Origin of the sequence: Nonomuraea sp. NPDC049784 (assembly GCF_040659615.1) — a bacterium.
In the GTDB taxonomy this organism is placed as follows: Bacteria; Actinomycetota; Actinomycetes; order Streptosporangiales; family Streptosporangiaceae; genus Nonomuraea.
In genome coordinates this window covers 1-25,826 of sequence record NZ_JBFAMX010000029.1, presented here as the reverse complement: position 1 = coordinate 25,826, position 25,826 = coordinate 1, and the positions used below count along the sequence as shown (strand labels likewise).

Sequence of the window (25,826 nt, the reverse complement as noted above, 5' to 3'; positions counted from 1 at the left end):
CGGAGGACTGAGTACGACCGAAAGGCACATGAGATGGCTCCGAACGTCGCTACTGCCCGTCGCGTAGACCTGCCCGAACTACTCGATTTCCTCCGCCCCAGGCACCACGGCCTGCTGTCCACCAGCCGCAGGGGCGGGCGGCCGCAGCTCTCGCCCGTCACCTGCGGGGTCGACGAGGATGGCCGGATCGTGGTCTCCACCTACCCCGACCGTGCCAAGGCGCGCAACGCCCGCCGTGACGAGCGCGTGTCGATCTGCGTGGTGTCCGACGACTGGAACGGCCCGTACGTCCAGGTCGACGGCCACGCCGAGGTCCTCGACATGCCCGACGCCCTCGAAGGGCTCGTCGAGTACTACCGGTGCATCTCGGGCGAGCACCCTGACTGGGATGAATACCGCGCCGCCATGCGCCGCCAGGACAAGTCGCTGATCCGCATCCACATCGACGCCTGGGGTCCCATCGCGACCGGCGGCTTCCCCGCCCGCCTGGTCTCCGGACAGTAGATCAGTCCGTGCGGTCGTCGCGGCGACGTCAGCGGGGCCGCACCAGCGGCAGGAACACCTGATCCACCATCTCGATGAGCGCTTCGTCGGCTATCTCGCCGACGAAGCTCATCTGATACTCGTTACGCAGCAGCGCCACGGGCACGGTCGCGACGCGTGGCAGCAGTGACTCCGGCCTGGCCTCGCCGCGGGCCACGGCCCTGGCCAGGATGGTCATCATCGTGCCCGGCTCCTGGGCGAGCTCGTCGCGCAGCTGCTGCCTGAGCTCGGGCTGCTGGTGCAGCTCCGACATCACCCCGCGGAGGATCTCGCCGCCCACCGGCGAGCTCATCCTGGCGGCCGCCCCCCGCAGCAGCTCGAGCATGTCGGAGCGCAGGTGGCCGGTGTCGGGCGGAGTGGCGGGCTGGGCCACGAACTCGCGGTGGGCAGCCAGGGCGAGCGCGGCTCGGCTCGGCCAGCGCCGGTAGATCGCCGTCTTGTTGGTGCCCGCGCGCTGCGCGACACGATCCATGGTGAGCCGGGCGTAGCCACCCTCGGCCACCTCGTCGAGCGCCGCCCGCAGGATCGCCTGCTCCAGTTCGGCTCCCCGCCGTCGCGAACGCTTGTCCTGGATCTCGCTGACCACGCACGACCTCCCTACGGTCCGGACCGTCCCTTATTGCATCCTAGGCCCATCCCGAGTACGGTACGAGACGTCCCCTAATAAGGTACGCCAAGTCCGCAGGGAGTGATTTCATGGCCACACAGCTCGACGACATCCGCACGGGCCTCAACCGCGGCTTCACCTATGGCCTGTTCAGCGACCCCGACCCGTTCATGACCCACGCACGTGACCTGGACAGCCGTCGACGCCTTCGGCGCCCACATGCCATTCGAGATCGCCAACGGCGTCATCCACCTCCGCCTGTCGATCGACCCTGTCTTCGTCACACCCAAGGAGTCCTGATGAACCGGTCCGCTCTGATCAAGGGAGTTCTCGCCGACGTGGTGCTGCCCGTCGCCGTCTACTACGTCTGCCGGGCCGTCGGCCTGGACCAGATGCCCGCCCTCCTGCTGGGTGGGCTCGCCGCGCTGCTCCGTATCGCGATCGTGGCCGCCCGGTTGCGCCGCTTCGACGGCCTGGCCGCTCTCGTGGCGGCGGGCTTCGGCGTGGCGATCGTCCTGGCGGCGCTCACCGGCGACCCGCGCCTGGTCCTGGCCAAGGAGTCGATCGTCTCCGGGCTGCTCGGCCTGCTCCTGCTCGGCTCCTGCCTGGTGGGGCGCCCCCTCATGTACGCGCTGATGCGCCGGTTGAACGCGGAGGACCACGACAAGCTGGCCGAATGGGCCCGTCTCTGGCAGGCGCGGCCCGAGTTCAGGCGCGTCTTCACCACCATCACCCTGGTCTGGGGCGCCGGAGCGCTGGCAGAGGCGCTCGTCCGGCTGCCGCTGATCTACAGCATCCCGCTCGACGTCATGACCGGCGTGTCCACCGCCCTGCAACTGGGCACGATCGTCGTACTGATGGCCTGGACCCTCCTCTATCGCAAGCGGCGGGCGGAGAAGGCGGTCAGGTAGCTGTTACGTTGCACCAAATTTAGGTCGGCAAAAACCTTCAAATTCCTCCTGTCCAGAATAAAGGGCCTGGTGGTGGATAGGGAGACATACAGGTTTCCTCGTCCTGGAGGAGGGGTCATGGCTGATGCGCAGCGGCGCACCACTGCCACGTCCAACGGTAAGAAGCAGTTCACGCTGGACCTGCCGATGCTCAGCATTCAGGTTCGCCAGCCGGACGTCCGGCTGCCGCACATTGAGATGCCGCACATCGGGATGCCGCACATGCCGCACATGGAGATGCCGGGCCTCAGCAAGCAGGAGCTCGGCCACTATGTGGACGTCGCCCGGACGTTCCTCCCGTCGCGCGAGCGCATGGCCTACTACGGGGCGCTCGGCGCGCTCGCGGCTTTCGGCGTGCTCGAGTGGCCCGTGGCAGCCGCCATCGGCGCCGGAACGATCATCGCGCAGCGGCGGCAGGGGGCACCCGCGTTCGGCCGGCCACGCGCGACCGCCAGGGCAGCCAAGCCTTCGACGCCGAGCGGACGGGCCACGACCACTCGGCGCGAGACCACTGCGGCGGCCAAGCCCACAACCACCCGGCGCGAGACCACTGCAGCGGCCAAGCCCTCGACCACCACGGCAGCCAAGCCAACAACCACCCGGCGCGGGACAGCCACGACCACCGCCGGGGCCGGCGGGCGCAAGACCACCACGACCACCGCCGGGGCCGGCGGGCGCAAGGCCACCACCAGAAAGACCACCTCGACTTCCAGCTCAACCAGCAGGCGAAAGAGCACCTCACCGAGCAGGTGAAGCCGCGACGCCGTAGACGGGAGGCCACATGGCGTTGTTCGGCCTGCTCAGTGCTGACACGCTGCTCAATATGCTCCCCGAACCGATAAGGAGCATCCTCCCGCGCTCCCGCCGGGTACAGCCGTGCCCCGGCGGGGTTCGAATCGAGTTGCGGAACATCGGCGGGCCGCGGACCGAGCGGCCCGCCCGGGTATTGGAGGAGCGGCTACGTGCCCTCGGAGCCCCGCGCGCCGAGGTGAACGGGGCGCTCGGCTACGTGTTCGTGGCCTGCGACGCTGCGACGACCGACCTGGACAAGTACGTCGCCGTCGTAGATGAGCTCGACGAACCCGGTGAGAGCGAGGGCGAGGGGGGTGGTAGACCCACCCCTCCTCGTGCGCTGGACGGCGCGGAGCAGCAGGCCCGCGCCGCGGTGAGCCTCGGCCTGCACCTGGCCGGCACCGGGCTGGCCCTGGCCGGCCAGCTGGCTCGCGTCCCGAGGCTGTCCACAGCGGTCCCCAGCTTCCTCGCGCTGGCCGAGAACACCCCGCGGGTCCGCAGGGAGCTGGAGGAGCGGATCGGCAAGCCGGGCGCGGACGCGCTGATGACGATGACCAGGCTCGTCACGTACACGCTGGCCATGCGTCCCACGTCGCTGCTGATCGACTCCATCGCCGCGGCCGGCCGGTTCGCCGCCTCGCGTGCCGGGTCCCGGGCGTGGGAGCTGCGGGAGGAGGAGTTCGCCGCCGGGGCGGGGGCGTACCGTCACACCAGGATCGCCGTGGCCCCGCGCCCGGTCCCGCTGCCCCGCGGGCCGGTGGAGCGCTACGCCGACGCGGCCAGCGCGGCGGCACTGGCCGGGCACGGCATCACCACGGTGCTCAGCCGCGACCAGCAGCGTGGCCTGTCCGTGCTGATCGCCGGCATCCCCAAGGCCGCGACCATCGGCAGGGACGCCTTCACCAGCGCCGTCGTCCGCTGCCTCGCCGGGCGTGGCACGATCGTGCTCGACCGCGACGCCCTCTACCGCATGGACCGCATCGACGCCGTCGTACTCGACGCCGCCGTCCTCACCACGGGCGCGTGGACGATCGACGGCGTCGTGCCGCTCGCTCCCGACGTGGACCTGGAGGATCTGCACGCCCGGCTGTACACGCTCCTCGACCTCACCGACCCCTCGGCCCGGCGGGAGCGCGACGGGTGGAGCGCCGAGCCCCGCGCGGAGACGCCCGAAGAGGGAGTCCGGTCAGTCGAGGTGGCGCGGGAGGGGACCCCGATCGCCCTGGTCCGCCTGGCCCGCGAGCTGCATCCGCTCGCTGAGGCCCTGGTCGCGGCCCCTAAGGCGACGTGCGACGTGATCCTGGCCGGCGGGGACTCCGCCCTCGCCCGGCGGCTGGGCGTGGAGCGGGTCGTCGAGAGCGGGAACCGGCTGGTCTCGTCCATACGGGCGCTGCAGTCCGAGGGGCACGCCGTGGCCGTGGTGTCCCAGCGCGGCCGGCGCGGGTTGCGCCAGGCCGACCTGGGCATCGGCGTGCTCGACGGGGTGCGCAGGGTCCCGTGGGACGCCGACGTGATCGGCGCGCTCGAGGGCGCGTACCTGCTGCTCCAGTGCCTGCCGTCGGCCAGGAAGGCGAGTGTCCGGAGTGTGTGGGTGGCGGCGGCCGGCTCGATCGCCGGGGCGGGGCTGGCGTTCCTCGGCCCGGCCACGGCCGCGGTCGGACGCGCCAACCTGGCGCGTGACTGCACGTCGCTCGGCGCCCTCGTGGCCGGGGAGTGGGCGGGCCGTAGCGCCGGACGGGGTCCCGCGCCGGTCCGCGCCGACCACACGCCCTGGCACGCCATGGCGGCCCGCGACGTCCTGGCCCGGCTCCGTACCTCGCCAGAGGGGCTGACCGAGGCCGAGGCCGAGCATCGCAGGACGGCTCCGGCGGGTCCGGTGGTCACCGGTCCGCAGTCCCTGATCAGCGCGTCCGTGCACGAGCTGGCCAACCCGCTGACCCCGGTGCTGGCCGCCGGGGCGGGCGTGTCGGCGGCGGTCGGCTCGGTGCTCGACAGCGTGCTGATAAGCGGCGTGATGGGGGTGGACGCCCTGCTCGGCGGCGCCCAGCGGCGCAGCGCCGACCGGGCGCTGCACGACCTCACCGAGACCACCGCCGTCCGGGTACGCATACGCCGCCCCACCGGCGCCGTGGCGGCCTACGCCGATTCCCTGGTGCCCGGGGACGTGATCGAGCTGCGGGCCGGCGATGCCGTACCGGCTGACGGGAGGCTCATCCAGGCGCACGGACTCGAGATCGACGAGTCCCCCCTCACCGGGGAGTCCCAGCTCGTCACCAAGACAGACGCGCCGACCGCGGCGCCCGCCGTCGCGGACCGCATCTCGATGGTGTACGAGGGGACGACCGTCGCGGCGGGGCACGGTCTCGCCGTGGTGGTGGCCACGGGAGATGCGACCGAGGCGGGCAGAACCGCCAGGCTGTCCCAGGAACGGCCGCCACCGAGCGGGGTGGAGCTGCGCCTGCGCACGCTGAGCCGCCGGATACTCCCGGCCGCCCTCGGCTCCGGCCTGGTCCTGATGGTCGTCGAGCTGCTCCGCGGCTCGCCGCTGTCGCAGGCGGTCGGCCCCGCGGTGAGCATGATGGTCGCGGCGGTCCCGGAAGGGCTGCCTTTCATCGCCACCGTGGCCGAGCTCGCCTCCGCCAAGCGGCTGTCGGCCCACAACACGCTGGTACGCAACCCGTCCACGATCGAGGCGCTCGGCCGGGTGGACGTGCTCTGCTTCGACAAGACGGGCACCCTCACGGAGGGTCACATCAGCCTGCGCTGTGTGTCGAACGGGCGGGTCGACCAGGTGGTGGAGGAGGCCACGCCCGAACTGAGGGCCATCGTCGGCGCCGCGCTGCGCGCCGGGCCCAGGTTCGAGGGCGGGCGCGCCATCCCGCACCCGACGGACCGCGCGATCGTGGAGGGCGCGGGGAAGCTCGGCGTCACGCCGCGGTACGGGCTGCGCACGTGGCAGCGCGTGGACGAGCTGCCCTTCGAACCGGCCCGCGGCTACCACGCCGTGCTCGGCCGGTCCGAGTCGGGACAGCTGCTGAGCGTCAAGGGCGCTCCCGAGATCGTGCTCACCCGCTCCACGAGCATCGCGATCGACGGGGAGAAGGTCCCGCTGGACGATCAGATCAGACGGCAGCTGGAGCAGGAGGTGGACCGGCTCGCCCTGCGCGGCTACCGCGTGCTCGCCGTCGCCGAACGTCCCGCCTCCAGCCGCGCCGACCTCGACGAGTCCCGTATCGAGAGCCTGTGCTTCCTCGGGTTCATCGGCCTGGCCGATCCGGTGCGCCCGACGGCCAAGCGGAGCGTGGAGGGGCTCATCCGGGCCGGCGTACGCGTCGTCATGCTCACCGGCGACCACCCCAGCACGGCGGAGGCCATCGCCGCGGAGACCGGTGCGCTGAACGGCCTGCGCGTCATGACCGGCCCCGAGCTCGAGGTGCTCGATGACGACGCGCTGGCCGAGGCGCTGACGAAGGTGGCGGTGTTCGCCAGGGTCACGCCCGAGCACAAGGCGCGGATCGTCACCTGCCTGCGTAAGGCCGGCAGCGTCGTGGCCGTGACCGGCGACGGCGCCAACGACGTGCCCGCGATCCGGCTGGCCGACGTGGGCGTCGCCCTCGGCTCGCACGCCGCCCCCGCCACCAGGGCCGCCGCCGACATCGTGGTGGTCGACGACCGCATCGAGACGATCATCGACGCGATCGTCGAGGGCCGGGCCATGTGGGCCTCCGTCCGCGACGCGCTGGGCATCCTGCTCGGCGGCAACGTCGGAGAGATCGCCTTCACGCTGGGATCCAGCCTGCTCACCGGCCGGAGCGCGCTGAACGCCCGCCAGCTCCTGCTGGTCAACATGCTCACCGACATGTTGCCCGCCATGGCGGTGGCCGTCCGGCCGCCCAGCGCCGCCAGCCCCGAGAGGCTGCTCGCCGAGGGACCCGAGGCCTCGCTCGGCGCCGCCCTGACCCGGGACATCTACCTGCGCGCCATCACGACGGCCGTCGCGGCGGGCGCGGCGTGGCTGCTCGCGCGGATGACCGGCACCCGCGGGCGGGCTGACACAGTGGGGCTCATCGGCCTGGTGTCGGCCCAGCTGATGCAGACCCTGGCGCTGGGCGGGCGGGACCGTATAGTGGTGCTCGCCGCGGTGTCGTCCCTGGCCGCGCTGGGTGTGATCGTCTCGGTGCCCGGGCTCAGTCAGCTCTTCGGCTGCCGTCCGGTCGGGCCGATCGGCTGGGGCATCGGGCTGGGGTGCGCCGTGGTCGCGGCCGTGCTGGCGGCGATGATCGAACGGCCGGGTCCGGAGTAGTCATAGGTTGTTCACCGAATAGACACCTGAAGTGTGACCGTATATACACCTTCCTACCCAAATATGACGTTAAGTGTAGTTTCGTCAGTTAGGTAGAGAGTTGTCCGAGTTCCTGGCCTCCCTGCTTGCCAAGGCCGCCATGATGCTTCTTGAGGCGCTGATCACGCGCTTCATCCAGAGTCTTGCCGCGTCGATCATCCAGCCGGCGGGTCTCCGTCTCGCCTGAAGGCCCCGCCGCGGGACGCACGCTCGGCGGGCACCCGATGGGCGTGCGACCCACACCACCGCGACCACCGGGAGAACGTACTGTTCACCCGGGCCCGTGTGGTCTTCGCCACGGTGCACGTGGTCGGCAACGAGAACGACCTGGTGCCGTGGAGCCGGTTGCCCGGCGGCGACCGCCCGCAGGAGCGGCTGGCCGAGTTCGAGGCGCGCAAGGCCGCCTGGATCGACAACGCCTTCTCCGTCGCCCGCCGCACGCACGCGCCGGGCGTGCTGCTGATGATGCAGGCCGAGCCCACGGACACACCCGGGTCGTGATCGGGCCCTGACGCAGGAACCACCGCCGCGGCCGCGTTCGTTGTGCAGGACAGGCGGACCACCGAGTTTCCGGGGAGTTCAGCGTGGAGATCACTGGCATCATTTCCGGCCTCATCATCGGCATCGTGATCGGCGCCCTGGGACGGCTGGTCGTCCCAGGCCGCCAGCGCATTCCCATCTGGCTGACGATCGTGATCGGCGTGATCGCGGCGCTGGTCGGCACCGCGATCGCCGCCGCTCTCGGAGTCGCCGACACCCGCGGTGTCGACTGGATCGAGCTCGGCATCCAGATCGCCCTGGCCGCTCTGGGCGTGTCACTGTCGGTCGGCCTGTACGGCGGCAAGCGGCGGCGCGAGTAGCGGCAGCGTTCCGAACGGCCACGGTCACCTCCCCGTGGCCGTTCGCGGCTACTCGAACAGGTGCCGAGTCGCCTGCCGCTGCGAGACTGTGGACATGGACACAGTTGAGGTGAACGGTCTGCGGCTGGCCTTCAGCACATGGGGAGCGGCGTCGGCGCCGCCGGTGATCCTTCTGCACTCACTCGGTGAGAGCGGCTCCGCCTGGGACGTCGTGGCGCCCGTGCTGGCCGGGACGCATCGCGTCTACGCGGTGGACCTGCGCGGGCACGGGAGCAGCGACCGGGCCGGCGAGTACTCGTTCGAGCTGATGCGCGACGACGTGCGTGCCGCCCTGGACGCGCTGGAGCTGGCCAAGGTGACGTTGATCGGGCATTCGCTCGGAGCGGTCGTCTCCTGGCTCCTGGCGGGCGAAGATCCCGAGCGCGTGGACCGGCTCGTCCTGGAGGAGCCGCCGCCACCGGTGGCGGCGAACCCGCCACGAACGTTGCCGGACGACCCCGACCCCGACGCGCCCTTCGACTGGAACGCCGTCGCCGCCATCTACCGCCAGCGCAACGAACCCGATCCCACCTACTGGGACCTGCTCAAGCACATCACGGCCCCCACCTTGGTCATCGCCGGGGGCCAGCAGAGCCGGTTGCCGCAAGATGAGCTCGCTCGGATAGCGGAGCTCGTACCCGACGGGCATATGACGACGATTCCGGTCGGACATCACGTCCACAGGGACCGGCCGGAGGCGTTCATCGCCGCGGTGAGCGCCTTTCTCTCGTGAAACCGGCCGGCCAGCGCGCCATCTGGTCAGACAACGGACGAACGGGTGCAAAACTCACGAGATCATGGCATCCTCTCCCAGATGCGGCCGAACTGGCACGCGCATCCACAATCTGTAAGAGGAGTTTGACATGGACCGGAGAGGGTTTCTCGCGCTGACCGGCGCCACCGGGCTGGCCACCCTGGGAATCGCCGGCCCGGCGGAAGCCGCCGGCGGCCATTTCTTCAACCGCCGCATTCCGGACGAGGCACACAAGAAGATGGGCAAGCTGGCGGCCTCCGGCATCACCTCGTTCTCGTTCACGCCGTCCAACGGCTGGGTCATCGTGACGCAGAACGGCGGTTACTTCGCGCGCAACATCCCCGACGAGTGCTTCGCCAAGCTGAAGCAGATGATCGCGGACGGCAACAGGATCCACTGCGTCGCCTTCGCCCCTGGAGGCGGCTGGGTGATCACCGGCGACCGTACGCTGTTCGCCCGCAACATCCCTGAGGAGTGCTACCAGCGGATCCTCTCGTACTACAAGGCGGGCCAGCAGGTCGTGCACGTCGCCTTCCCTCCGGCGGGCGGCAATCGCTGGGTCGTGGTCGGTACGAAGGGCTTCTTCGCCCGCAACATCGACGAGGCGTGCTACCAGAAGATGCGCGAGATGTCGCGGGCCGGGCACCGCGTGACCCGGGTCGCCTTCCCCTACACCGGCGGCTGGGCCGTCGTGGCCGGTAACGCCTTCTACACCCGCGGCATCGACAACGAGTGCTTCCAGACGATGAAGAAATTCGCCGCGAACGGCTGGACGATCCACAACGTGGCCTTCTCCCCCGCCAACAAGGGCTGGTCGCTCGTCTCCCGCGTCTGACCGGCGTTTCCCAAGCCGTCGGCCCGGGCGAAGACCTCGTCCGGCGCCGCCGGCTCGTCGCCGACGTGCCGGTCAGGGTGATTCAGTCCGTGCGGGTTTCGTTGCAGACTGACCCGATGGGGGTTCGGGTACGGGTCGAGGGCGTCGTTCAAGGGGTGGGCTTCCGGCCGTTCGTGCACGGGCTGGCGACGCGCCTGGGCCTGGCGGGACGGGTCGGCAACGACGCCCACGGCGTCTTCGTCGAGCTGGAGGGCGGCCGCGACCAGATCGGCGAGTTCCTGGTACGCCTGGAAAGCGACGCGCCCCCGCTGGCCTCGATCGAACGCGTGACCGTCAGCTCGACCACCCGCGCGACGCGGGCAGGCGGCCGGTTCCTCATCGTCGAGAGTGCCCCGCCGGGAACGTCTCGCACGCTGGTGTCGCCCGACATCGCCACCTGCGCCGACTGCCTGGCCGAGCTGGCCGACCCCGCTGACCGGCGTTACCGCTACCCCTTCGTCAACTGCGTCAACTGCGGGCCGAGGCTGACGATCGTGCGGGCGATGCCGTACGACAGGCCGCTGACCACGATGGCCGGGTTCGACATGTGCGGCCACTGCCTCGCCGAATACCACGATCCGGCCGATCGGCGCTTCCACGCCCAGCCCATCTGCTGCCCCGCCTGCGGTCCCACGCTGAAACTGCTGGGCGCCGAGGGCGATCCGCTGGCCGGCGCCGCCGGAGTGCTGCGGGCGGGCGGAGTGCTGGCGGTGAAGGGCATCGGCGGCTACCACCTCTCGGTGCCGGCCTCCGACGAGAGCGCCGCCGCCGAGCTGCGGCGGCGCAAGCGACGCTCGGACAAGCCGTTCGCCGTCATGGTCGCCGACCTGGACGAGGCCCGGCGGCTGTGCGAGGTGGACGCGGTGGCGGCGGCGCTGCTGACCGATCGCGCGCGGCCCATCGTGCTGCTGCCGCGCCGCGCGGAGGCGGCGGTGGCGAGCGCGGTCGCACCGGGCAGCCGCGACTTCGGGCTGATGCTGCCGTATACGCCGCTGCACCATCTGCTGCTCGCCGCCACGGGCGCCCCGATCGTGCTGACCAGCGGCAACACCTCGGACGAGCCCATCGCGTACGACGACCGCGACGCCCTGGACCGGCTCGGCGGCATCGCGGACGCGTTCCTCACGCACGACCGGCCCATCCACCTCCGTGCCGACGACTCGGTGGTACGCCCTTTCCGGGGAAAAGGCATGATCTTGCGGAGATCGCGCGGCCACGCTCCCCGCCCCTTCACACTGCCCCGGGAGGCGCCCCGGCATATTCTGGGCTGCGGCGCCGAGCTGAAGAGCACGTTCTGCCTGGCGAAGGGGCGTCACGCGTTCCTCTCCCCGCACATCGGCGACCTGGAGAACTACGAGACCCTCCGGTCCTACGTCGAAGGAATCGAGCATTTCGCCACACTCTTCGGCGTGCGCCCGGAGGTGGTCGCGCACGACCTGCATCCGGAGTACCTGTCCACCAAGCACGCCATGGGCCTGCTGGACGTCGAACTGACCGCCGTGCAGCACCACCACGCGCATATCGCCTCCTGCCTGGCCGACAACGGCGAGCACGGCCGCGTGATCGGCGTCGCGTTCGACGGGCTCGGCTACGGACTCGACGGGACCCTGTGGGGCGGCGAGTTCCTCCTGGCCGACCTGGCGTCGTTCGAGAGAGCCGGCCATCTGGCGCCTGTGCCGATGCCGGGCGGCAGCGCGGCGATCCGGCAGCCCTGGCGCATGGCCGCCGCGTACCTGGACGGCGACGGTGAGGCGCTGGCCGTGGCCCGGCGCAACGAGCGGTGGTGGGCGAGCGTGACCTCGCTGTTGGGCAGCGCGCAGGTGACTTCGAGCGCGGGCCGCCTGTTCGACGCCGTGGCGGCGCTGCTCGGCGTGCGGGACACGATCACCTACGAGGGGCAGGCCGCGATCGAGCTGGAGCAGCTCGCCGACCCCGCCGAGCGGGACGCCTACCCGGCGGCCATTTCCGCCGATCTCGTCGTGACCGGTGCGGACCTGGTACGGGCGGCCGCGGCGGACCTGGCCGCGGGCACCGACCCGGCCGTCATCTCCGCCCGCTTCCACAACGGCGTGAGCGATCTCATCGTGCGCTGCTGCCGCATCCTCCGCGAGGACACAGGGCTGGCGACGGTGGCGCTGTCCGGTGGCGTCTTCCAGAACCTGCTGCTGCTCCGGCGCACGGTGGAACGACTGAGCGACGCGGGCTTCCGGGTGCTCACCCACACCGGCGTGCCGGCCAACGACGGCGGCATCAGCCTCGGCCAGGTGACCGTGGCCGCCGCCCGTGACCGGCTCCGGTCGTACGGCGATCAGTCCTCGGCAGGTTTCTCCTGATGAGGCCAGGGCGAGGCGCCGACCACGATCCCGTACAGGAGATGGTCGGCCAGTAGCGCGAGCCGTTCCACGGCGGTGCGGGGATGGCGGGGCAGGCCGAGCGCGGGTGCGATGGCCGCCTCGAAGACGGCCCAGAACGCCGCCCCGTAGATCGGCCCCGCCCATGGGCGGCCGCGCACCCTGGAAGGCAGCAGCCCGAACAGCACCCCTCCGAACGCGCCGTACCCCCAATGCGTCAGCTCGACGATGGCCGGGCGCTGCTGGCGGGGCACCTGCCGGACGAGCCTGGGGACGGTGCGTTCGAGCACGGACTCGGGCGGCACCTTCCCCACCAGTCCGATCGACGTCGTGAACTGCCGGAGCCCGGACATCGCCATGGCGCCGATCATTCCCCGCGCGCCGGCGCGCGGCAGAGACCGCCGAGGCCGGACGGCTACGCGTTCCCGCAGGTCCTCGTATGGGCCGGTACGGGGTGGCAGGGTCTGGGTCATGGTTTACAACCCTCCTCAACACGGTATGTCCGCTACGTAGAGTCGCAGGTCGGATACCAAATGTATGGGGACCTAAACCTCTACAGGGCCGATAAGGGGGCTTGGGCCATGACAACCACGCAAATGCCGACTTCCCTGGAAGAAGTGCACATCCTGTGGACTTCGGAGGGCATGAGCTGCGACGGTGACACCGTCTCGGTCACCGCCGCCACACTGCCGAGTCTCGAGGACGTCCTCCTCGGGCTCGTGCCGGGACTGCCCAAGGTGCATCTGCACAACAAGGTGCTGGCCGCCGAGGTGGGCGACGCCTTCATGGCCCCATTCCACCAGGCACACAAGGACGAGCTGGGGCCGTTCATCTTCGTCGTCGAGGGTTCCATCCCGAACGAGAGGATCAACGGCGACGGCTACTGGACGTCGATGGGCAACGATCCGGCGACCGGCGAGCCCATCACGGTCAACGAGTGGATCGACCGGCTCGCGCCCAAGGCGTGGGCGGTCGTCGCGATCGGCACCTGCGCGACGTACGGCGGCATCCACGCGATGGCCGGCAACCCGACCGGCTGCATGGGGCTGTCCGACTACCTGGGCCGCGATTTCCGCTCGGCCGGCGGCCTGCCCATCGTCAACGTGCCCGGCTGCCCGGTCCAGCCGGACAACTTCATGGAGACGCTGACCTGGCTGCTGTACCAGGCCGCCGGCATGGCGCCGACGATCCCGCTGGACGACATGCTCCGCCCCACCTGGCTGTTCGGCAAGACCGTGCACGAGGGCTGCGACCGGGCGGGCTACTACGAGCAGGGCGACTTCGCCGGTGACTACAACTCCCCCAAGTGCCTGGTGCGCGTCGGCTGCTGGGGCCCGGTGGTCAACTGCAACGTCACCAAGCGGGGCTGGATGGACGGCGTCGGCGGCTGCCCCAACGTGGGCGGCATCTGCATCGCGTGCACGATGCCCGGCTTCCCCGACAAGTTCATGCCGTTCATGGACGAACCCCCCGGCGCGGCGGTGTCGGTGGCGCTCAGCAGCTCGTACGGCCGACTGATCCGCCGTCTTCGCGCGATCACCAACAAGGCGGCGAACAAGGAGCCCAAGTGGCGCCACAACCGCCGCAGGCTGACCAGCGGGTTCGACCCGCGCTGGGGAAACGGTTAAGAGGGAGAGCGGCGAGGTGGCAATCCGTACGGAGCCGGCCAAGAAGCGCGCGGGCGAGGCCCGCGAGCTGGTGGAGATGTCCTGGGACCCGATCACCAGGATCATCGGGAACCTGGGCATCTACACGAAGATCGATTTCAAGAATCGCGAGGTCGTCGAGTGCAGGAGCACCTCGTCACTGTTTCGCGGCTACAGCGTGTTCATGAGGGGCAAGGACCCGCGTGACGCGCACTTCATCACGAGCCGCATCTGCGGCATCTGCGGCGACAACCACGCGGTGTGCTCGATCTACGCCCAGAACATGGCCTACGGGATCAAGCCTCCGCCGCTGGCGGAGTGGATCATCAACCTGGGCGAAGCGGCCGAGTACATGTTCGACCACACGCTCTTCCAGGACAACCTGGTCTTCGTCGACTACTGCGAGCAGATGGTCAAGGAGACCAACCCGAGCCTGCTGCGCCGGGCCGAGACGACCCAGGCGCCCAACGCCGGCATCCACGGCTACCGGACGATCGCCGACATCATGCGCGCGTTCAACCCGTTCAGCGGCGACCTCTACCGGGAGGCGCTGCAGGTGAGCAGGATCACCAGGGAGATGTGCTGCCTGATGGAGGGCAGGCACGTGCACCCGTCCACGCTCTACCCGGGCGGCGTGGGCACGGTGGCGACGCCCCAGGTGTTCACCGACTACATGGCGCGGCTGCTGAAGATCCTGGACTTCGTGAAGAAGGCCGTCCCGATGAACGACGACATCTTCGACTTCTTCTACGAGGCGCTGCCCGGCTACGAGGAGGTCGGCCGCAGGCGGGTGATGCTCGGCTGCTGGGGCTCCTTCCAGGACCCGGCGGTGGTCGACTACGACTACCGCAACATGAACGGCTGGGGCCGCCGGATGTTCGTCACGCCGGGCATCGTCCTGGACGGCGAGCTGCTGACCACGAACCTGGTGGACATCAACCTCGGCATGAGGATCCTGCTGGGCAGCTCGTACTACGACGACTGGCAGTCCGAGGAGACGTTCGTCACCCACGACCCACTCGGCAACCCGGTGGACCAGCGCCACCCGTGGAACCAGACGACCCTGCCCAAGCCGCAGAAGCGCGACCTGGAGGGCGGAAACTACAGCTGGGTGATGAGCCCCCGCTGGTACGACGCGCGCACCGGCGACCATCTGGCGCTCGACACCGGCGGCGGCCCGCTGGCCCGGCTGTGGTCCACGGCGCTCGCCCGCCTCGTCGACACCGGCACGGTCCGTTCCACCGGTGAGAGCGTGGAGATCAACCTGCCCAAGAGCGCCTCCTTGCCGGAGATGCGGCTGGAGTGGAAGATCCCGCGCTGGGCGAACACCATCGAGCGCAACCGCGCCCGCGCCTACTTCGTCGCGTACGCGGCGGCGATGGCGGTGTACTTCCTCGAGCAGGCGATGTCCGAGGTCAGGGCCGGGCGCACGCAGGTGTTCACCGACTTCGACGTGCCGGACGAGGCGATCGGCGTCGGCTTCCACGAGGCGGTGCGCGGGGTGCTCTCGCACCACATGGTGATCCGCGACGGCAAGATCGCCAACTACCATCCGTACCCGCCGACGCCGTGGAACGCCAGCCCGCGTGACATGTACGGCACGCCGGGCCCGTACGAGGACGCGGTGCAGGGCATGCCGATCTTCGAGGAGAACGGCGCCGACTCGTTCAAGGGCATCGACATCATGCGTACCGTGCGCAGCTTCGACCCCTGCCTGCCCTGCGGGGTGCACATGTACCTGGGCGACGGCAAGGTGCTCAAGCAGGTGCACTCGCCCACGTTCGGCGCGAGCTTCTCCGGCTAGGGGAGGGCGGATGAACGAGCGCATCGACAGGATCGAGTCCCTGCTCGAGCAGGCCGACCCGGCCACGACCGAGCTCGTCGGCGAGCTGCTCGCCCTGTACGGCGAGGGCCTGGCACGGGTCATGACCATCGTGGGCGAGGAGGCGGCGGCGCACCTGGCCGCGGACGAGCTGGTCTCGCCGCTGCTCCTGCTGCACGACCTGCACCCGCTGGACACGCGGGCCCGGGTGGAGACGGCGCTCGCCGGCAGCTCGGCCGACGTCCTCGCCGTCGAGGAGGACCTGGTACGCCTGCGCCTGCGTGCGGGCGCCTGCCGCTCGTCCACGGCCGCCATGCGGCAGGCGGTGCAGGACGCGGCCCCGGAGATCGAACGGGTCGAGATCGAGTTCGCGGACACGGCCCTGATCCCGGTCGAGAGCCTGGCCGTCCGGCGGGTCCGGGCGACATGACCGGCCTGCTGCGCCGGCTCGCCTCGCGGCCACGTGAGCGGCCACATCAGGCACAGGACTGCGAGCTGTGCGGCGAGCCGCTGCCCGCAACCCACCGTCACCTGCTCGAGCTGCCGGCACGCGAGCTGCGCTGCGCGTGCCGCGCCTGCCAGGTGCTGTTCGACCACGCGGCGGCCGGCGGCGGGCACTACAGGCTGGTGCCGGAGCGCCGCCGCCGGCTGAGCGGCCTCAGCCTGGACGAGGAGACCTGGGCCGGCCTGCGGACGCCGGTGCGCACCGTGTTCGTGATCCACGACTCGGACACCGGGCTACCGAAGCAGTACTACCCGAGCCCGGCCGGGGCGGTGCAGGCGCCCGTCGACCAGCCCGCCTGGGAGCGCCTGCGGCGTGAAAACCCGGTGCTCCAGCAGCTGGAACCCGACGTCGAGGCCCTGCTCGCCGACCGCGATCGCGGCGCCTGGATCGTGCCGGTGGACGACTGTTACGCGCTCGTCGGAGCCATCCGTACCCGGTGGCGAGGACTGACGGGCGGCCAGGACGTACGCGAGCACATCAACCGATTCTTCACCGACCTCAGTGACAGGAGCACGGCGTGAGAAAGAAGACGACGATCAAGACAGGCCGGGCGGACGTCCGCCCCGACACCCCCGCCCACGTCAAAGGCGTGCACGAGGGCAACGAGAGCGGCAACTACGACAAGCAGGACGGGCACCTGCCCGACGGCCGCTCCACGGCCAGGCGCTCGACCGGCATCAACCCCGGCATGCACGAACCGATCGATCCCGACATGCCGAACCTGTCGCCCGCCTGACCTCGATCACGATGCCATCGACATCACCGGCGCTGCGGATCGAGGTGCGCGGCGCCGAAGCGGCGGAGCCCGCTGTCGCGCCCGCGCTGCGTTTCCTGCTCCACCTGGACGCGGACGCTCCGATCCGCGCGCTCACGCTGGCCACGCAGGTCCGCATCGACGCCACCGGCCGCGGCTACGACGAGCACGCGCGGGAGCGGCTCGCCGAGCTGTTCGGCCGGCCCGAGAGCTGGGCGCGCAACCTCTCCAGCCTGCTGTGGACGCAGACGGTCACCCACGTTCCCGCGTTCGCCGGGAGCACCACCACGCAGATCACCGTCCCCTGCACTTATGACTTCGACGTGGCCGCGGCCAAATACCTGCACGGTCTACCCGACGGCGAGGTGCCGCTGCTGTTCCTGTTCACCGGCACCGTCTTCTACCTGGACGAGGAACGCCTGCAGGCCGCCCACCTGCCGTGGGACACCGAGGCGGACTTCCGCATGCCGGTGGAGGTGTGGAGGGAGCTCATGGACCGCCACTTCCCGCGCACCGCCTGGATCCGGCTGGAGCGCGACACGTTCGACCGCCTGTACGCGCACCGGGTGCGGCACACCCTGCTCGGCTGGGACGACGCGGTGCGGTCGCTGTTGGAGACGAGCGGAGGCTGACCTCGCATGGACCATGTCAGGCAGATCGCGCAGGCGGTGCTGTACGAGGGCTACCTGCTGTGGCCGTACCGGGAGTCGGCGCTGAAGAACCGGCATCGCTGGACGATCGGCGGCATCCACCCAGAGGGGTTCGGCAGTCCGTGGCTGATGCGTACCGAGTGCCTGCTCGAAGCCGAGCCCGGCGACACCGTGGACGTGTGCGTGCGCTTCCTGCACGTCGTGACCCGCAACCCGCCCGGCCAGGAGGCGCAGGAGCGCGAGGTGAACGTGCCGGGCCTCGTCCTGGACGAGCTGCTGTCCGGCCCCGTCATCACGAAGATCGACATTCCTGACGGGCTGCGGCGCGGCTCCGGAGTGGTGCGCGGCTGGGAGGCGCTGTGCGGCCGGATCGAGGTGAGCGCGCGGCTGCTGCGGCCGGGCCTGTTCCAGATCACAGCCGAGGTGGTCAACACGACGCCCTGGCACGGAGGCACCCGCGACGAGGCCATGCAGCGCACGCTGGTCTCCGCGCACACCGTGCTGCACACGCCGGACGCCCGGTTCGTCTCGCTCATGGACCCGCCCGAGGAACTGCGGGCTTGTGCGGCGGGCTGCGACAACGTCGGCGCCTGGCCGGTGCTCGTCGGGCAGGACACCGTCCTGTCCTCACCGATCATCCTGTACGACAACCCGAAAATCGCGCCGGAGAGCCCCGGCGACCTGTTCGACGCGACCGAGATCGACCAGCTTCTCACACTCAGCGTGCTCGCCCTCAGCGACGAGGAGCGACATGAGATCCGTGACGGGGACCCGCGCGCCCGGGAGATCCTCGACCGTTGTGAAGCCCTCACGCCCGAGGAGCTGATGCGGCTGCACGGCATCATGCACAGGACGGAGCCATGAACGAATTCTGGGAGCAGATGGAGGGCCGCGGCCCTGACGAGGTGGTCGTCGCAGGCGTGCCGGTCGGGCCGGGAAGCCGGGTCCGGTTGCGGCCCCGGAGCCAGGCTGATGTCTTCGACCTCGTGCTCGACGGCCGCGTGGCGGTGGTGGAGAGTGTGGAGCAGGACGACGAGGGCGCCTTCCACGTCGCGGTCACGCTCGACGACGATCCCGGGCGCGACCTGGGCGAGGCCCGGCTGCCCGGACACCGGTTCTTCTATTCCGTCGAGGAGATCGAGCCCCTCGACAGCCCCACCCGCGTCCTGGTCGCCGGGATCGGGAACGTGTTCCTGGGAGACGACGGGTTCGGGGTCGAGGTGGTCCGCCGCCTGGCCGAGGAGCCGCCCATCCCGGGCGTGGACGTCGTCGACTTCGGCATCCGCGGCATGGACCTGGCCTACGCCCTGCAACGGGACTACGCGGGCGTGGTCTTCGTGGACGCGGCGGCGCGCGGCCAGGTCCCTGGCACGCTCACCGTTCTCGAGCCCGAACTGCCGGACGAGAGCGACACGCTGGTGGAGACGCACGGCATGGACCCGGTCAGGGTCCTGCGGCTGGCCCGCCAGCTCGGCAGGCTCCCCACGCTGGTGCGGGTCGTCTGCTGCGAGCCGACGGCGGTCGAGGAGGCGCCGTTCGAGCTGAGCGAGCCGGTGCAGGCGATGGTCGGCGAGGCGGCGAGCCTTGTGAAGTCCCTGGTTATGGAAATGATTGCGGAAAGCACCGTTCCGGGCTCCCGCGATCCGGCACCCCGGTGAGGTGATGTGAGATGTGGAAATCGCGCGTGGTGACGCTGCTCGTCCTCTGTGGGCTGGCGGCGCTGATCGTCCACCAATGGCCGGACATCCGGCGGTACATGAAGATGGAACGAATGTAGGTCGGCATGCATGAGATCGGGATGTGCGAGGGCCTCGTCGAGCTGATCCAGCAGCGGGCGGGAGGCAGGCGGGTCACGGCCGCCCGGGTACGCGTCGGCGCCCGGCACGCCGTCGTGGACGACGCCTTCGATCAGGCGTTCACGATGGCCGCGGCCGGCACGGCGGTGCAGGACGCCGCGGTGGAGCTCGTCATCACGCCGATGACAGTGCGCTGCGAGACCTGCGGCAGCCTCTCCGAATCGGTCGACACGCTGGCCGTCTGCCCCGTCTGCGGCGGTGACGACGTCGACATCAGCGGCGGCGACGAGCTGGTCCTGGAGTCCGTCACCTTCGGCGAGGAGGTGCCCGGTGTGTCTCGGCATCCCCGGTGAGCTCGTCGAACGCGTCGCCGAGCACGAGGACCTGGCCGTGGTGGAGGTCAGCGGAGTGCGCAGGCGTATCAACATCGGCCTGCTCGCCGACGAGCCGCTCGTGCCGGGCGACTGGGTGCTCGTGCACGTCGGGTTCGCGCTGTCCAAGATCTCCGAGAAGGAGGCGCAGGCCGTGCTCGACTACCTGGAGGGGCTCGGGCAACCGTACGCGGACGAGCTCGACGCGCTGCGTGCCTCGGACATCGCGTGAGATCGGGTGAGGGGACCTCTGATGCGGTTCGTCGATGAGTACCGCGACGCGGACCGGGCGCGGGCACTCGCCGCGCAGATCGCCGCGCGCTGCCGGCCGGGCCGCCGGTACACGTTCATGGAGGTGTGCGGCGGCCACACGCACACCATCTACAAGCACGGCCTGGAAGACCACCTGCCGCCCGAGGTGAACCTCGTGCACGGTCCGGGCTGCCCGGTCTGCGTGATCCCGATGGGCAGGGTGGACGACGCCATCCACATCGCCCGCCAGCCGGACGTGATCATGACGTCCTTCGGCGACATGATGCGGGTGCCCGGCGGCGCGGGCTCGTTCCTGGACGCCAAGGCGGCGGGGGCCGACATCCGGATGGTGTACTCGCCGCTGGACGCGCTCAAGATCGCGCGGGCCAATCCGGACCGCAGGGTCGTGTTCATGGCCATCGGGTTCGAGACCACCGCGCCCTCCACCGCCATGACCGTGCTGCGGGCCGCGGAGGAGGGCCTGGCCAACTTCTCCGTCTTCTGCAACCACGTCATGATCATTCCGGCGATCAAGGCCATCCTCGACTCGCCGGACCTGCGGCTCGACGGGTTCATCGGGCCCGGCCACGTCTCGGCGGTGATCGGCTGCGAGCCGTACGAGTTCATCGCCCGCGACTACGGCAAGCCGATGGTGGTCGCCGGGTTCGAGCCGCTGGACATCCTCGCTTCCGTGCACATGCTGCTCGGCCAGCTCGCCGAGGGCCGCTGCGAGGTGGAGAACCAGTACGCGCGCGTGGTGCCCTGGCACGGCAACCAGATCGCGCTGTCGGCCATCGGCCGGGTGATGCGGCTGCGGCCGCACTTCGAGTGGCGCGGGCTCGGGTTCATCGCGCACTCCGCCCTCGCCATGGCGGACGAGTACGCCTCCTTCGACGCCGAGCGGATCTTCGAGCTGCCCGGCGTGCGCGTGGCCGACCCCAAGTCCTGCCAGTGCGGCGAGGTGCTCAAGGGTGTGCTCAAGCCGTGGGAGTGCAAGGTGTTCGGCACCGCGTGCACCCCGGAGACGCCTATCGGCACCTGCATGGTGTCCTCGGAAGGCGCCTGTGCCGCGTACTACAACTTCGGGCGTTTCAGCCGGGAGCAGATGCGTGCGGCGGCTCGCCGGCCGCTGGCGGAGGAGGCGAGCCCGGCATGAGCCGCGAACAGCAGGTGCTCGACCGCATCGAGCGCATACGGCGGCGCAAGCCCGTCATCAGGGAAGAGCGCATCACGCTCGCCCACGGCGCCGGCGGCAAGGCCACGCAGACCCTGATCGAGGCCGTCTTCCTGGAGGCGTTCCGCAACCCGCTGCTCGCGCCCCTGGACGACGGCGCGCTCCTGCGGCTCGGGGACGACCAGATAGCCTTCACCACCGACTCCTACGTGGTGTCGCCGCTGTTCTTCCCCGGCGGCGACATCGGCGACCTGGCCGTCAACGGCACCGTGAACGACCTGGCCATGTGCGGGGCCCGGCCGGTCCATCTGTCGGCGGGCTTCATCCTGGAGGAGGGTTTCCCCGTCGCCGACCTGCGGCGCATCACCGACTCGATGGCCGCGGCCGCGGCGGCGGCCGAGGTGACGATCGTCACCGGCGACACCAAGGTCGTGCAGCGCGGCAAGGCCGACGGCTGCTACATCACCACCGCCGGAGTCGGGCTCGTCGAGCAGCCGGTCACGCTGTCGGCCACGCGGGCGCAGCCGGGGGACGCCGTCATCGTGTCGGGCCCGATCGGCGAGCACGGCGCCGCCATCATGCTGGCCAGGGACGACTTCGGCATCGAGGCGCCGATCACCTCCGACACGGCTCCCCTGCACGGGATCGTCGCCGAGCTGCTGAAGGTGCTGCCGCAGCACCTCAGGGCGCTGAGGGACGCCACCCGGGGAGGGGTGGCCACGGTGCTCAACGAGGTGGCCCGCGCGTCGGAGGTGGCCGTCGTGCTGCAGGAGGAGCAGATCCCGGTACGTCCGGAGGTCACCGGCGTGTGCGAGCTCCTCGGCCTTGACCCGCTCTACGTGGCCTGCGAGGGCCGCTTCGTGATGGTGGTCGACGTCGAGCACGCCGGCCAGGCACTCGAGACGCTGCGCTCCCACCCGCTGGGCTCCGACGCCGCGATCATCGGCACCGTCGCCGCCGCACCTGCCGGGCTGGTCCTGCTCCGCACCGCCTTCGGCGGCACCAGGGTGGTCGACGTGCTCGTGGGCGACCCGCTACCCCGCATCTGCTGAGACGCTACCTCGCATGTGCTGAGACGCTACGCCGCATGTGCTGAGACCAGCCCGGCCAGCACGTGGTAGAGCGTCGCCTGCGCCTCCTGGATGCGGTGCACCGACGACGACGGGATGACGAACAGGTGCTCGGCCATCCGCTCCTCGGCCATGCGCCCGCCACCGGAGCCGGCGAAGCCGACCGTCACCATCCCCTGGCTCCCGGCCTGGGCCAGCCCGCTCAGCACGTTCGCCGAGCCGCCGCTGGTGGACAGCGCGCAGGCGATGTCGCCTTCGCCGCCGAGCGCGGCGAGCTGGCGCGCGAACACCACGTCGAAGCCGATGTCGTTGCCGAGCGCCGTGACGAGCGCCGAGTCGCAGGCCAGTGACACCGCGGGCAGGCCACGCCCGGTGAACAGCGCCGCGACCGACTGGGCGTCCGTGCTGCTGCCGCCGTTGCCGAACGTGAACAGCCGCCCGCCGCCGCGGAATGCGGCGGCCATCGCCGCCGCGCACGCCAGCAGCGGCTCCTCCAGCTCGTCGAGCACCCGCCGCCGCAGCTCCAGGCTCTCGAGAGCCTTCGCGGCGGTGGACATCGCCAGGTCGAGCGGGTCGCGCCGCAGGAACGGATAGAGCGTCCCGGTCACTGGCCGTCCCTCCCGATCACGGCGATGGCCTCGCCCGCGTGCACCAGCACGGTGTCGCCGACCCGCGCGTCCACCAGCGCCACGCTGATCTCCTCGGTTCCGTCGCCGGTGTCGGCCCTGGCCAGCCCCGCGGGCAGCAGGCCGACGACCCGCACCTGTACGGCGACGTCGCCGCACGTCACGCAGGATTCACATTCGTCGTCAGTCATGCGGCGGCCTCCTGGAACACATGGACCAGCTCCCACAGCAGGTGGTACATCGTGATGTGGATCTCCCGCGCGACCAGCGGATCCTCGCTCCGCGCCGACAGCACGTGATCCGCTTCGGCGTACGCCTCGTTCGCCGTCAGGGCGATGGTCAGCATGCCGAGTTCGCGAGCGGCGGCGAGATCGCCACCGGCGGGCCGGACCCCCACGGCGATGTCCTGAGGACGTCCCAGTATCGGCAGCAAGGAGGGCTCGGTGCCCAGGCAGAGCGCGGGCAGCGCCCGCTTGCCCACGATCACCGGGTGGGTGAACTCCACCGCCACGTGCGCCGCGTCCGCGGCCGCCTCGGCCCGGCCGAAGGCCAGCAGCCTGCCTCCTCGCCCGAACCGCCCCGACATGTCGGAGGCGGCCTCGATGACGGCGCCGACGTCTTCCACCAGCGCCATACCCGCGGCGTCACGGACCCGATCGAGCACTCTCGACATCCCGTCTTCCTCGGATGCACGACATCTCCCATTCGACCGTGGGCCGACACAGATGATGGGGATTTCTCCGCCACCGATTCGGCAAGATCCCGGCAAGATTCACCCGCCCGCGCCCCACCCTGAATGTCGGCCCACCCGGCTCGGGGTCGGCTCGCCGGCAAGCTGGGATTACCGGATAAATCCTCCGAAATCCCGGGCCGTGAGCTGCGGCGGCGGGACCCCGTGAGGCCCCGCCGTCACGTGCGGGCCGACTACTTCAGGTGGTCGTCCGGTTCGCCCTGGAACTCGCGGACCTCGATCGGAAGTGTGGTCGCGCGGGCGAGCTTGCGGCCCCATTCCAGCGCGGACTCCAGGTCGGGCGCCTTGATGATGGACAGGCCGCCGACATGCTCCTTGCCCTCGACGTACGGGCCGTCCGTGACCAGCGACTCGCCGTTCCCTGGACGCACCACGGCGGCCGCGCCCGCGTCGTGCAGCCCGCCGGCGAAGACCCAGGCCCCGGCGGCCTTGAGCTCCTCGTCGAAGGCGGCGACCTCCCGCATGATCGGCTCCAGGAGCTCCGGTGCCAGCGGGCCGCCGTCGAGCTGCTGGATGCTGAGCAGGTAATGCCTCATCTCGCTGAGATCCTCCCTTGACGTTCTGTGATGACGACGCCGGCACCGCGCCGGCGTTCACCAGCTATACGAACGGCCCCCCGCCGAATCGACATCGGTCTCCAAACCAGCCTGGACAACCACGACGAGAGCGGTCAAGGACGGCGCCCTCAGGTGGGGCGGCCGAAGTCGATGCCCGACAGGTCGGCGCGCGAGGAGATGCCCAGCTTCGGGAAGGCCTTGTACAGGTGGAACCCCACCGTCCGCGGGCTCAGGAACAGCTGGGCGCCGATCTGCCGGTTCGTGGCGCCCGTGGCGGCGAGCCGTACGACCTGGAGCTCCTGAGGGGTCAGCGCGTCGAGTGGCTTCGCCTCGACGCCGAGCTCCGGCATGTCGGCGCGGGCACCGGTCGCGGCCAGCTCCGTACGGGCCCGTTCGGCCCATGGGGCGGCACCCATCGCGGCGAACCGGCCCATCGCGGCACGCAGTTGCGCTCCGGCGTCGCTGCGGCGGCGCGCCCGCCGCAGCCATTCGCCGTACAGCAGCTGGGTCCTGGCCTGCTCGAACTCCCGCCCTCCCTGGGCGTGCCACTGGAGCGCCGCGTCGTAGTGCGCCTCGGCCTCGCCGCGTGGGGCGAGCAGGGCGCGGCAACGGTGCGCGACGGCGGCGGCCCACGGCCGGCTGCTGGCCGCCGCCCAGGCGTCGAACCTGGCGAACGCCTCGGCTGCCCGGTCCGGTTCGCCCAGCCGGGCGCAGGCTTCGACGTAGTCGGCTATGGCGAAGGTGACGATCACGGTGTGGCCGAGCGGGCCGTCGAGGACCCGCGCCATCCGCTCGGCCACCGCCTCGTACCGGGCTCGTACGAGGTCGAGCAGGGTGAGCGCGCAACCGCCCCACCCGGATCCGTGGCGTTCCTGGGCGGCGCCCTCGGCTTGCCGCGCGAGCCGTACGCACTTCTCGTCCTCGCCCTCGACGGCGGCGAGCCACGCCAGGATGCCGTGCAGATGCCGCAGCCGCCCCGCCTGCCCGGTGTCGTGCGCGATCTGCCAGGCCTCGGCGCCCGACTCCGCCGCCTCCGTGTACCTTCCGCGCAGGATCTGCGCCTGGGTGAGCAGTTGCAGGGCATGCGGCAGCGCGCCGATCAGGCCCTGCTCCCTGCAGGCGGCCACTCGTGCGGCGGCCAACTCGCAGGCCGCGTCGTCGTCGCCGGTCATCAACGCGCTGAACACCGCGTACGTACTGACGACCGGGTCCATGGCGTCGCGCGGCGAGACGGCGGCGCGCATGAGCAGCAGGCCCGCGGCCGGGTCGCCGGCGGCCACCCGTTCCATGCCGCGTACCACTCCGGCCACGGGATCGTCGCCGGGCACGACGGATTCCAGCAGGTCCGCGGCCTGCCCCAGCGCGGCGTGGTCACCGGCGAACCAGGACTCGCCGGCGGCGGTCGCGAGCAGGGACGCGGCGTCGGCCGGGGCGATGCGGGCGATGCTGGCGGCGGCGTCGATCAGCGCCCCCGGCATCGGGTTGCCGTGCTCGGAGTCGACCGCGGCCCGTACGGCGGCCAGCCGGGCCAGCACCACGGGGTCCTCGGTCAGGCGCCGGCCCCGATCGGCCGCGGCGCCGGCCCGGGCCAGCTGCCCGGCACCCAGCGCCGCGTCGGCGGCGGCGGCCAGCCGGCGGGCCCTCCGGTGCTGATCGACGGTCAGCTGCGCCGCCCGCTCGTACGCGGTCGCGGCCGAGGCGTGGCTGCCGCGCTGCCCGGCCCGCTCTCCGGCGGCGGCC

At 70.9% G+C, this 25,826-nt stretch carries 29 protein-coding genes; 22 read left to right on the top strand and 7 right to left on the bottom strand.

Annotation, left to right across the window (positions count from 1 at the left end):
- The first annotated feature begins 33 nt into the window (after positions 1 to 33).
- On the top strand, positions 34 to 504 hold the full coding sequence (locus tag AB0J09_RS10240; protein ID WP_360688202.1) for a PPOX class F420-dependent oxidoreductase: 471 nt from the start codon (positions 34 to 36) through the stop codon (positions 502 to 504).
- A 28-nt stretch (positions 505 to 532) separates the two neighbouring features.
- On the opposite strand, the gene AB0J09_RS10235 is transcribed toward AB0J09_RS10240, so the two are convergent.
- Positions 533 to 1,129 carry a TetR/AcrR family transcriptional regulator gene (locus tag AB0J09_RS10235; protein ID WP_360688200.1) on the bottom strand — a complete coding sequence of 199 codons (597 nt, stop codon included), beginning with the start codon at positions 1,127 to 1,129 and terminating at the stop codon, positions 533 to 535.
- 320 nt (positions 1,130 to 1,449) lie between these two features.
- On the opposite strand from AB0J09_RS10235, the gene AB0J09_RS10230 reads away from it, so the two are divergent.
- The 9 genes from AB0J09_RS10230 (at position 1,450) to hypF (ending at position 12,094) form a co-directional block, all read left to right on the top strand.
- Positions 1,450 to 2,061, top strand: coding sequence for a VC0807 family protein (locus AB0J09_RS10230; RefSeq protein ID WP_360688197.1), 612 nt, complete (start codon positions 1,450 to 1,452; stop codon positions 2,059 to 2,061).
- 117 nt (positions 2,062 to 2,178) lie between these two features.
- Positions 2,179 to 2,853 carry a hypothetical protein gene (locus tag AB0J09_RS10225; protein ID WP_360688194.1) on the top strand — a complete coding sequence of 225 codons (675 nt, stop codon included), beginning with the start codon at positions 2,179 to 2,181 and terminating at the stop codon, positions 2,851 to 2,853.
- A 28-nt stretch (positions 2,854 to 2,881) separates the two neighbouring features.
- Positions 2,882 to 7,195 (top strand): HAD-IC family P-type ATPase, encoded by a 4,314-nt coding sequence (locus tag AB0J09_RS10220; protein WP_360688191.1) that lies wholly within the window; start codon positions 2,882 to 2,884, stop codon positions 7,193 to 7,195.
- 100 nt (positions 7,196 to 7,295) lie between these two features.
- Positions 7,296 to 7,421 (top strand): hypothetical protein, encoded by a 126-nt coding sequence (locus AB0J09_RS10215; protein WP_360688188.1) that lies wholly within the window; start codon positions 7,296 to 7,298, stop codon positions 7,419 to 7,421.
- Between the two features lie 98 nt (positions 7,422 to 7,519).
- Positions 7,520 to 7,735, top strand: a complete 216-nt coding sequence (locus AB0J09_RS10210; RefSeq protein WP_360688185.1) for a hypothetical protein — start codon at positions 7,520 to 7,522, stop codon at positions 7,733 to 7,735.
- Positions 7,736 to 7,818: 83 nt separating this feature from the next.
- Complete coding sequence (locus tag AB0J09_RS10205; protein WP_360688182.1) at positions 7,819 to 8,094, top strand: GlsB/YeaQ/YmgE family stress response membrane protein; 276 nt, start codon at positions 7,819 to 7,821, stop codon at positions 8,092 to 8,094.
- A 94-nt stretch (positions 8,095 to 8,188) separates the two neighbouring features.
- Entirely contained in the window at positions 8,189 to 8,866 is a 678-nt protein-coding gene (locus AB0J09_RS10200) for an alpha/beta fold hydrolase (protein WP_360688179.1), read from the top strand.
- A gap of 130 nt (positions 8,867 to 8,996) precedes the next feature.
- Positions 8,997 to 9,722: a hypothetical protein gene (locus AB0J09_RS10195; protein ID WP_360688176.1), complete on the top strand. Its 726-nt coding sequence runs from the start codon at positions 8,997 to 8,999 to the stop codon at positions 9,720 to 9,722.
- A gap of 116 nt (positions 9,723 to 9,838) precedes the next feature.
- Entirely contained in the window at positions 9,839 to 12,094 is a 2,256-nt protein-coding gene (hypF, locus tag AB0J09_RS10190) for a carbamoyltransferase HypF (RefSeq protein WP_360688173.1), read from the top strand.
- Here the strand turns inward: hypF and AB0J09_RS10185 are convergent.
- Complete coding sequence (locus AB0J09_RS10185; RefSeq protein WP_360688170.1) at positions 12,070 to 12,585, bottom strand: hypothetical protein; 516 nt, start codon at positions 12,583 to 12,585, stop codon at positions 12,070 to 12,072. The two genes, hypF and AB0J09_RS10185, sit on opposite strands and share 25 nt — an antisense overlap.
- A 108-nt stretch (positions 12,586 to 12,693) precedes the next feature.
- Here AB0J09_RS10185 and AB0J09_RS10180 point away from each other — a divergent pair, with 108 nt between their 5' ends.
- The 12 genes from AB0J09_RS10180 to hypE all read left to right on the top strand — a co-directional run bounded on the left by AB0J09_RS10180 (position 12,694) and on the right by hypE (position 22,134).
- Positions 12,694 to 13,740, top strand: a complete 1,047-nt coding sequence (locus AB0J09_RS10180) for a hydrogenase expression protein HypE (RefSeq protein WP_360688167.1) — start codon at positions 12,694 to 12,696, stop codon at positions 13,738 to 13,740.
- Between the two features lie 16 nt (positions 13,741 to 13,756).
- Positions 13,757 to 15,562, top strand: a complete 1,806-nt coding sequence (locus tag AB0J09_RS10175; protein WP_360688164.1) for a nickel-dependent hydrogenase large subunit — start codon at positions 13,757 to 13,759, stop codon at positions 15,560 to 15,562.
- Between the two features lie 10 nt (positions 15,563 to 15,572).
- Positions 15,573 to 16,010 (top strand): hypothetical protein, encoded by a 438-nt coding sequence (locus AB0J09_RS10170; protein WP_360688161.1) that lies wholly within the window; start codon positions 15,573 to 15,575, stop codon positions 16,008 to 16,010.
- Entirely contained in the window at positions 16,007 to 16,606 is a 600-nt protein-coding gene (locus tag AB0J09_RS10165; protein ID WP_360688158.1) for a DUF5947 family protein, read from the top strand. Before AB0J09_RS10170 ends, AB0J09_RS10165 begins: the two co-directional genes overlap by 4 nt.
- Positions 16,603 to 16,821 (top strand): hypothetical protein, encoded by a 219-nt coding sequence (locus tag AB0J09_RS10160; RefSeq protein WP_360688155.1) that lies wholly within the window; start codon positions 16,603 to 16,605, stop codon positions 16,819 to 16,821. The genes AB0J09_RS10165 and AB0J09_RS10160 overlap by 4 nt, the downstream gene beginning before the upstream one ends.
- Before the next feature lie 11 nt (positions 16,822 to 16,832).
- Positions 16,833 to 17,471: a DUF6084 family protein gene (locus AB0J09_RS10155; protein ID WP_360688152.1), complete on the top strand. Its 639-nt coding sequence runs from the start codon at positions 16,833 to 16,835 to the stop codon at positions 17,469 to 17,471.
- Between the two features lie 6 nt (positions 17,472 to 17,477).
- Positions 17,478 to 18,353: a hypothetical protein gene (locus AB0J09_RS10150; RefSeq protein ID WP_360688149.1), complete on the top strand. Its 876-nt coding sequence runs from the start codon at positions 17,478 to 17,480 to the stop codon at positions 18,351 to 18,353.
- A complete protein-coding gene (locus AB0J09_RS10145) occupies positions 18,350 to 19,147 on the top strand; it encodes a hydrogenase maturation protease (RefSeq protein WP_360688146.1) in 798 nt (265 codons plus the stop codon). Before AB0J09_RS10150 ends, AB0J09_RS10145 begins: the two co-directional genes overlap by 4 nt.
- A 125-nt stretch (positions 19,148 to 19,272) precedes the next feature.
- On the top strand, positions 19,273 to 19,638 hold the full coding sequence (locus AB0J09_RS10140) for a hydrogenase maturation nickel metallochaperone HypA (protein ID WP_360688143.1): 366 nt from the start codon (positions 19,273 to 19,275) through the stop codon (positions 19,636 to 19,638).
- Positions 19,616 to 19,888, top strand: a complete 273-nt coding sequence (locus AB0J09_RS10135; protein ID WP_360688140.1) for a HypC/HybG/HupF family hydrogenase formation chaperone — start codon at positions 19,616 to 19,618, stop codon at positions 19,886 to 19,888. Before AB0J09_RS10140 ends, AB0J09_RS10135 begins: the two co-directional genes overlap by 23 nt.
- Positions 19,889 to 19,909: 21 nt before the next feature.
- The gene (gene hypD / locus AB0J09_RS10130) at positions 19,910 to 21,064 is read left to right on the top strand and encodes a hydrogenase formation protein HypD (protein WP_360688137.1); all 1,155 of its coding nucleotides are present in this window, start codon (positions 19,910 to 19,912) and stop codon (positions 21,062 to 21,064) included.
- A complete protein-coding gene (gene hypE, locus AB0J09_RS10125; RefSeq protein ID WP_360688134.1) occupies positions 21,061 to 22,134 on the top strand; it encodes a hydrogenase expression/formation protein HypE in 1,074 nt (357 codons plus the stop codon). Before hypD ends, hypE begins: the two co-directional genes overlap by 4 nt.
- A gap of 26 nt (positions 22,135 to 22,160) precedes the next feature.
- Here hypE and AB0J09_RS10120 read toward each other — a convergent pair whose 3' ends face one another.
- The 5 genes from AB0J09_RS10120 to AB0J09_RS10100 all read right to left on the bottom strand — a co-directional run.
- Positions 22,161 to 22,760: an SIS domain-containing protein gene (locus AB0J09_RS10120; protein ID WP_360688131.1), complete on the bottom strand. Its 600-nt coding sequence runs from the start codon at positions 22,758 to 22,760 to the stop codon at positions 22,161 to 22,163.
- Positions 22,757 to 22,969, bottom strand: a complete 213-nt coding sequence (locus AB0J09_RS10115) for a HypC/HybG/HupF family hydrogenase formation chaperone (protein WP_360688128.1) — start codon at positions 22,967 to 22,969, stop codon at positions 22,757 to 22,759. Before AB0J09_RS10115 ends, AB0J09_RS10120 begins: the two co-directional genes overlap by 4 nt.
- Positions 22,966 to 23,451, bottom strand: a complete 486-nt coding sequence (locus tag AB0J09_RS10110) for a phosphoheptose isomerase (RefSeq protein WP_360688125.1) — start codon at positions 23,449 to 23,451, stop codon at positions 22,966 to 22,968. The genes AB0J09_RS10115 and AB0J09_RS10110 overlap by 4 nt, the downstream gene beginning before the upstream one ends.
- A 251-nt stretch (positions 23,452 to 23,702) precedes the next feature.
- Entirely contained in the window at positions 23,703 to 24,065 is a 363-nt protein-coding gene (locus AB0J09_RS10105) for a YciI family protein (protein WP_360688122.1), read from the bottom strand.
- Between the two features lie 149 nt (positions 24,066 to 24,214).
- Positions 24,215 to 25,826: LuxR C-terminal-related transcriptional regulator (locus AB0J09_RS10100; protein WP_360688119.1), on the bottom strand; the 1,612-nt coding region annotated here is incomplete at its 5' end.

Coding starts and splice junctions, on each gene's coding strand:
- AB0J09_RS10240 (WP_360688202.1), top strand. CDS start 34: ATGGCTCCGAACGTCGCTACTGCCCGTCGCGTAGACCTGCCCGAACTA.
- AB0J09_RS10230 (WP_360688197.1), top strand. CDS start 1,450: ATGAACCGGTCCGCTCTGATCAAGGGAGTTCTCGCCGACGTGGTGCTG.
- AB0J09_RS10225 (WP_360688194.1), top strand. CDS start 2,179: ATGGCTGATGCGCAGCGGCGCACCACTGCCACGTCCAACGGTAAGAAG.
- AB0J09_RS10220 (WP_360688191.1), top strand. CDS start 2,882: ATGGCGTTGTTCGGCCTGCTCAGTGCTGACACGCTGCTCAATATGCTC.
- AB0J09_RS10200 (WP_360688179.1), top strand. CDS start 8,189: ATGGACACAGTTGAGGTGAACGGTCTGCGGCTGGCCTTCAGCACATGG.
- AB0J09_RS10195 (WP_360688176.1), top strand. CDS start 8,997: ATGGACCGGAGAGGGTTTCTCGCGCTGACCGGCGCCACCGGGCTGGCC.
- hypF (WP_360688173.1), top strand. CDS start 9,839: ATGGGGGTTCGGGTACGGGTCGAGGGCGTCGTTCAAGGGGTGGGCTTC.
- AB0J09_RS10185 (WP_360688170.1), bottom strand. CDS start 12,585: ATGACCCAGACCCTGCCACCCCGTACCGGCCCATACGAGGACCTGCGG.
- AB0J09_RS10180 (WP_360688167.1), top strand. CDS start 12,694: ATGACAACCACGCAAATGCCGACTTCCCTGGAAGAAGTGCACATCCTG.
- AB0J09_RS10170 (WP_360688161.1), top strand. CDS start 15,573: ATGAACGAGCGCATCGACAGGATCGAGTCCCTGCTCGAGCAGGCCGAC.
- AB0J09_RS10165 (WP_360688158.1), top strand. CDS start 16,007: ATGACCGGCCTGCTGCGCCGGCTCGCCTCGCGGCCACGTGAGCGGCCA.
- AB0J09_RS10155 (WP_360688152.1), top strand. CDS start 16,833: ATGCCATCGACATCACCGGCGCTGCGGATCGAGGTGCGCGGCGCCGAA.
- AB0J09_RS10150 (WP_360688149.1), top strand. CDS start 17,478: ATGGACCATGTCAGGCAGATCGCGCAGGCGGTGCTGTACGAGGGCTAC.
- AB0J09_RS10145 (WP_360688146.1), top strand. CDS start 18,350: ATGAACGAATTCTGGGAGCAGATGGAGGGCCGCGGCCCTGACGAGGTG.
- AB0J09_RS10140 (WP_360688143.1), top strand. CDS start 19,273: ATGCATGAGATCGGGATGTGCGAGGGCCTCGTCGAGCTGATCCAGCAG.
- hypD (WP_360688137.1), top strand. CDS start 19,910: ATGCGGTTCGTCGATGAGTACCGCGACGCGGACCGGGCGCGGGCACTC.
- hypE (WP_360688134.1), top strand. CDS start 21,061: ATGAGCCGCGAACAGCAGGTGCTCGACCGCATCGAGCGCATACGGCGG.
- AB0J09_RS10115 (WP_360688128.1), bottom strand. CDS start 22,969: ATGACTGACGACGAATGTGAATCCTGCGTGACGTGCGGCGACGTCGCC.
- AB0J09_RS10110 (WP_360688125.1), bottom strand. CDS start 23,451: ATGTCGAGAGTGCTCGATCGGGTCCGTGACGCCGCGGGTATGGCGCTG.
- AB0J09_RS10105 (WP_360688122.1), bottom strand. CDS start 24,065: ATGAGGCATTACCTGCTCAGCATCCAGCAGCTCGACGGCGGCCCGCTG.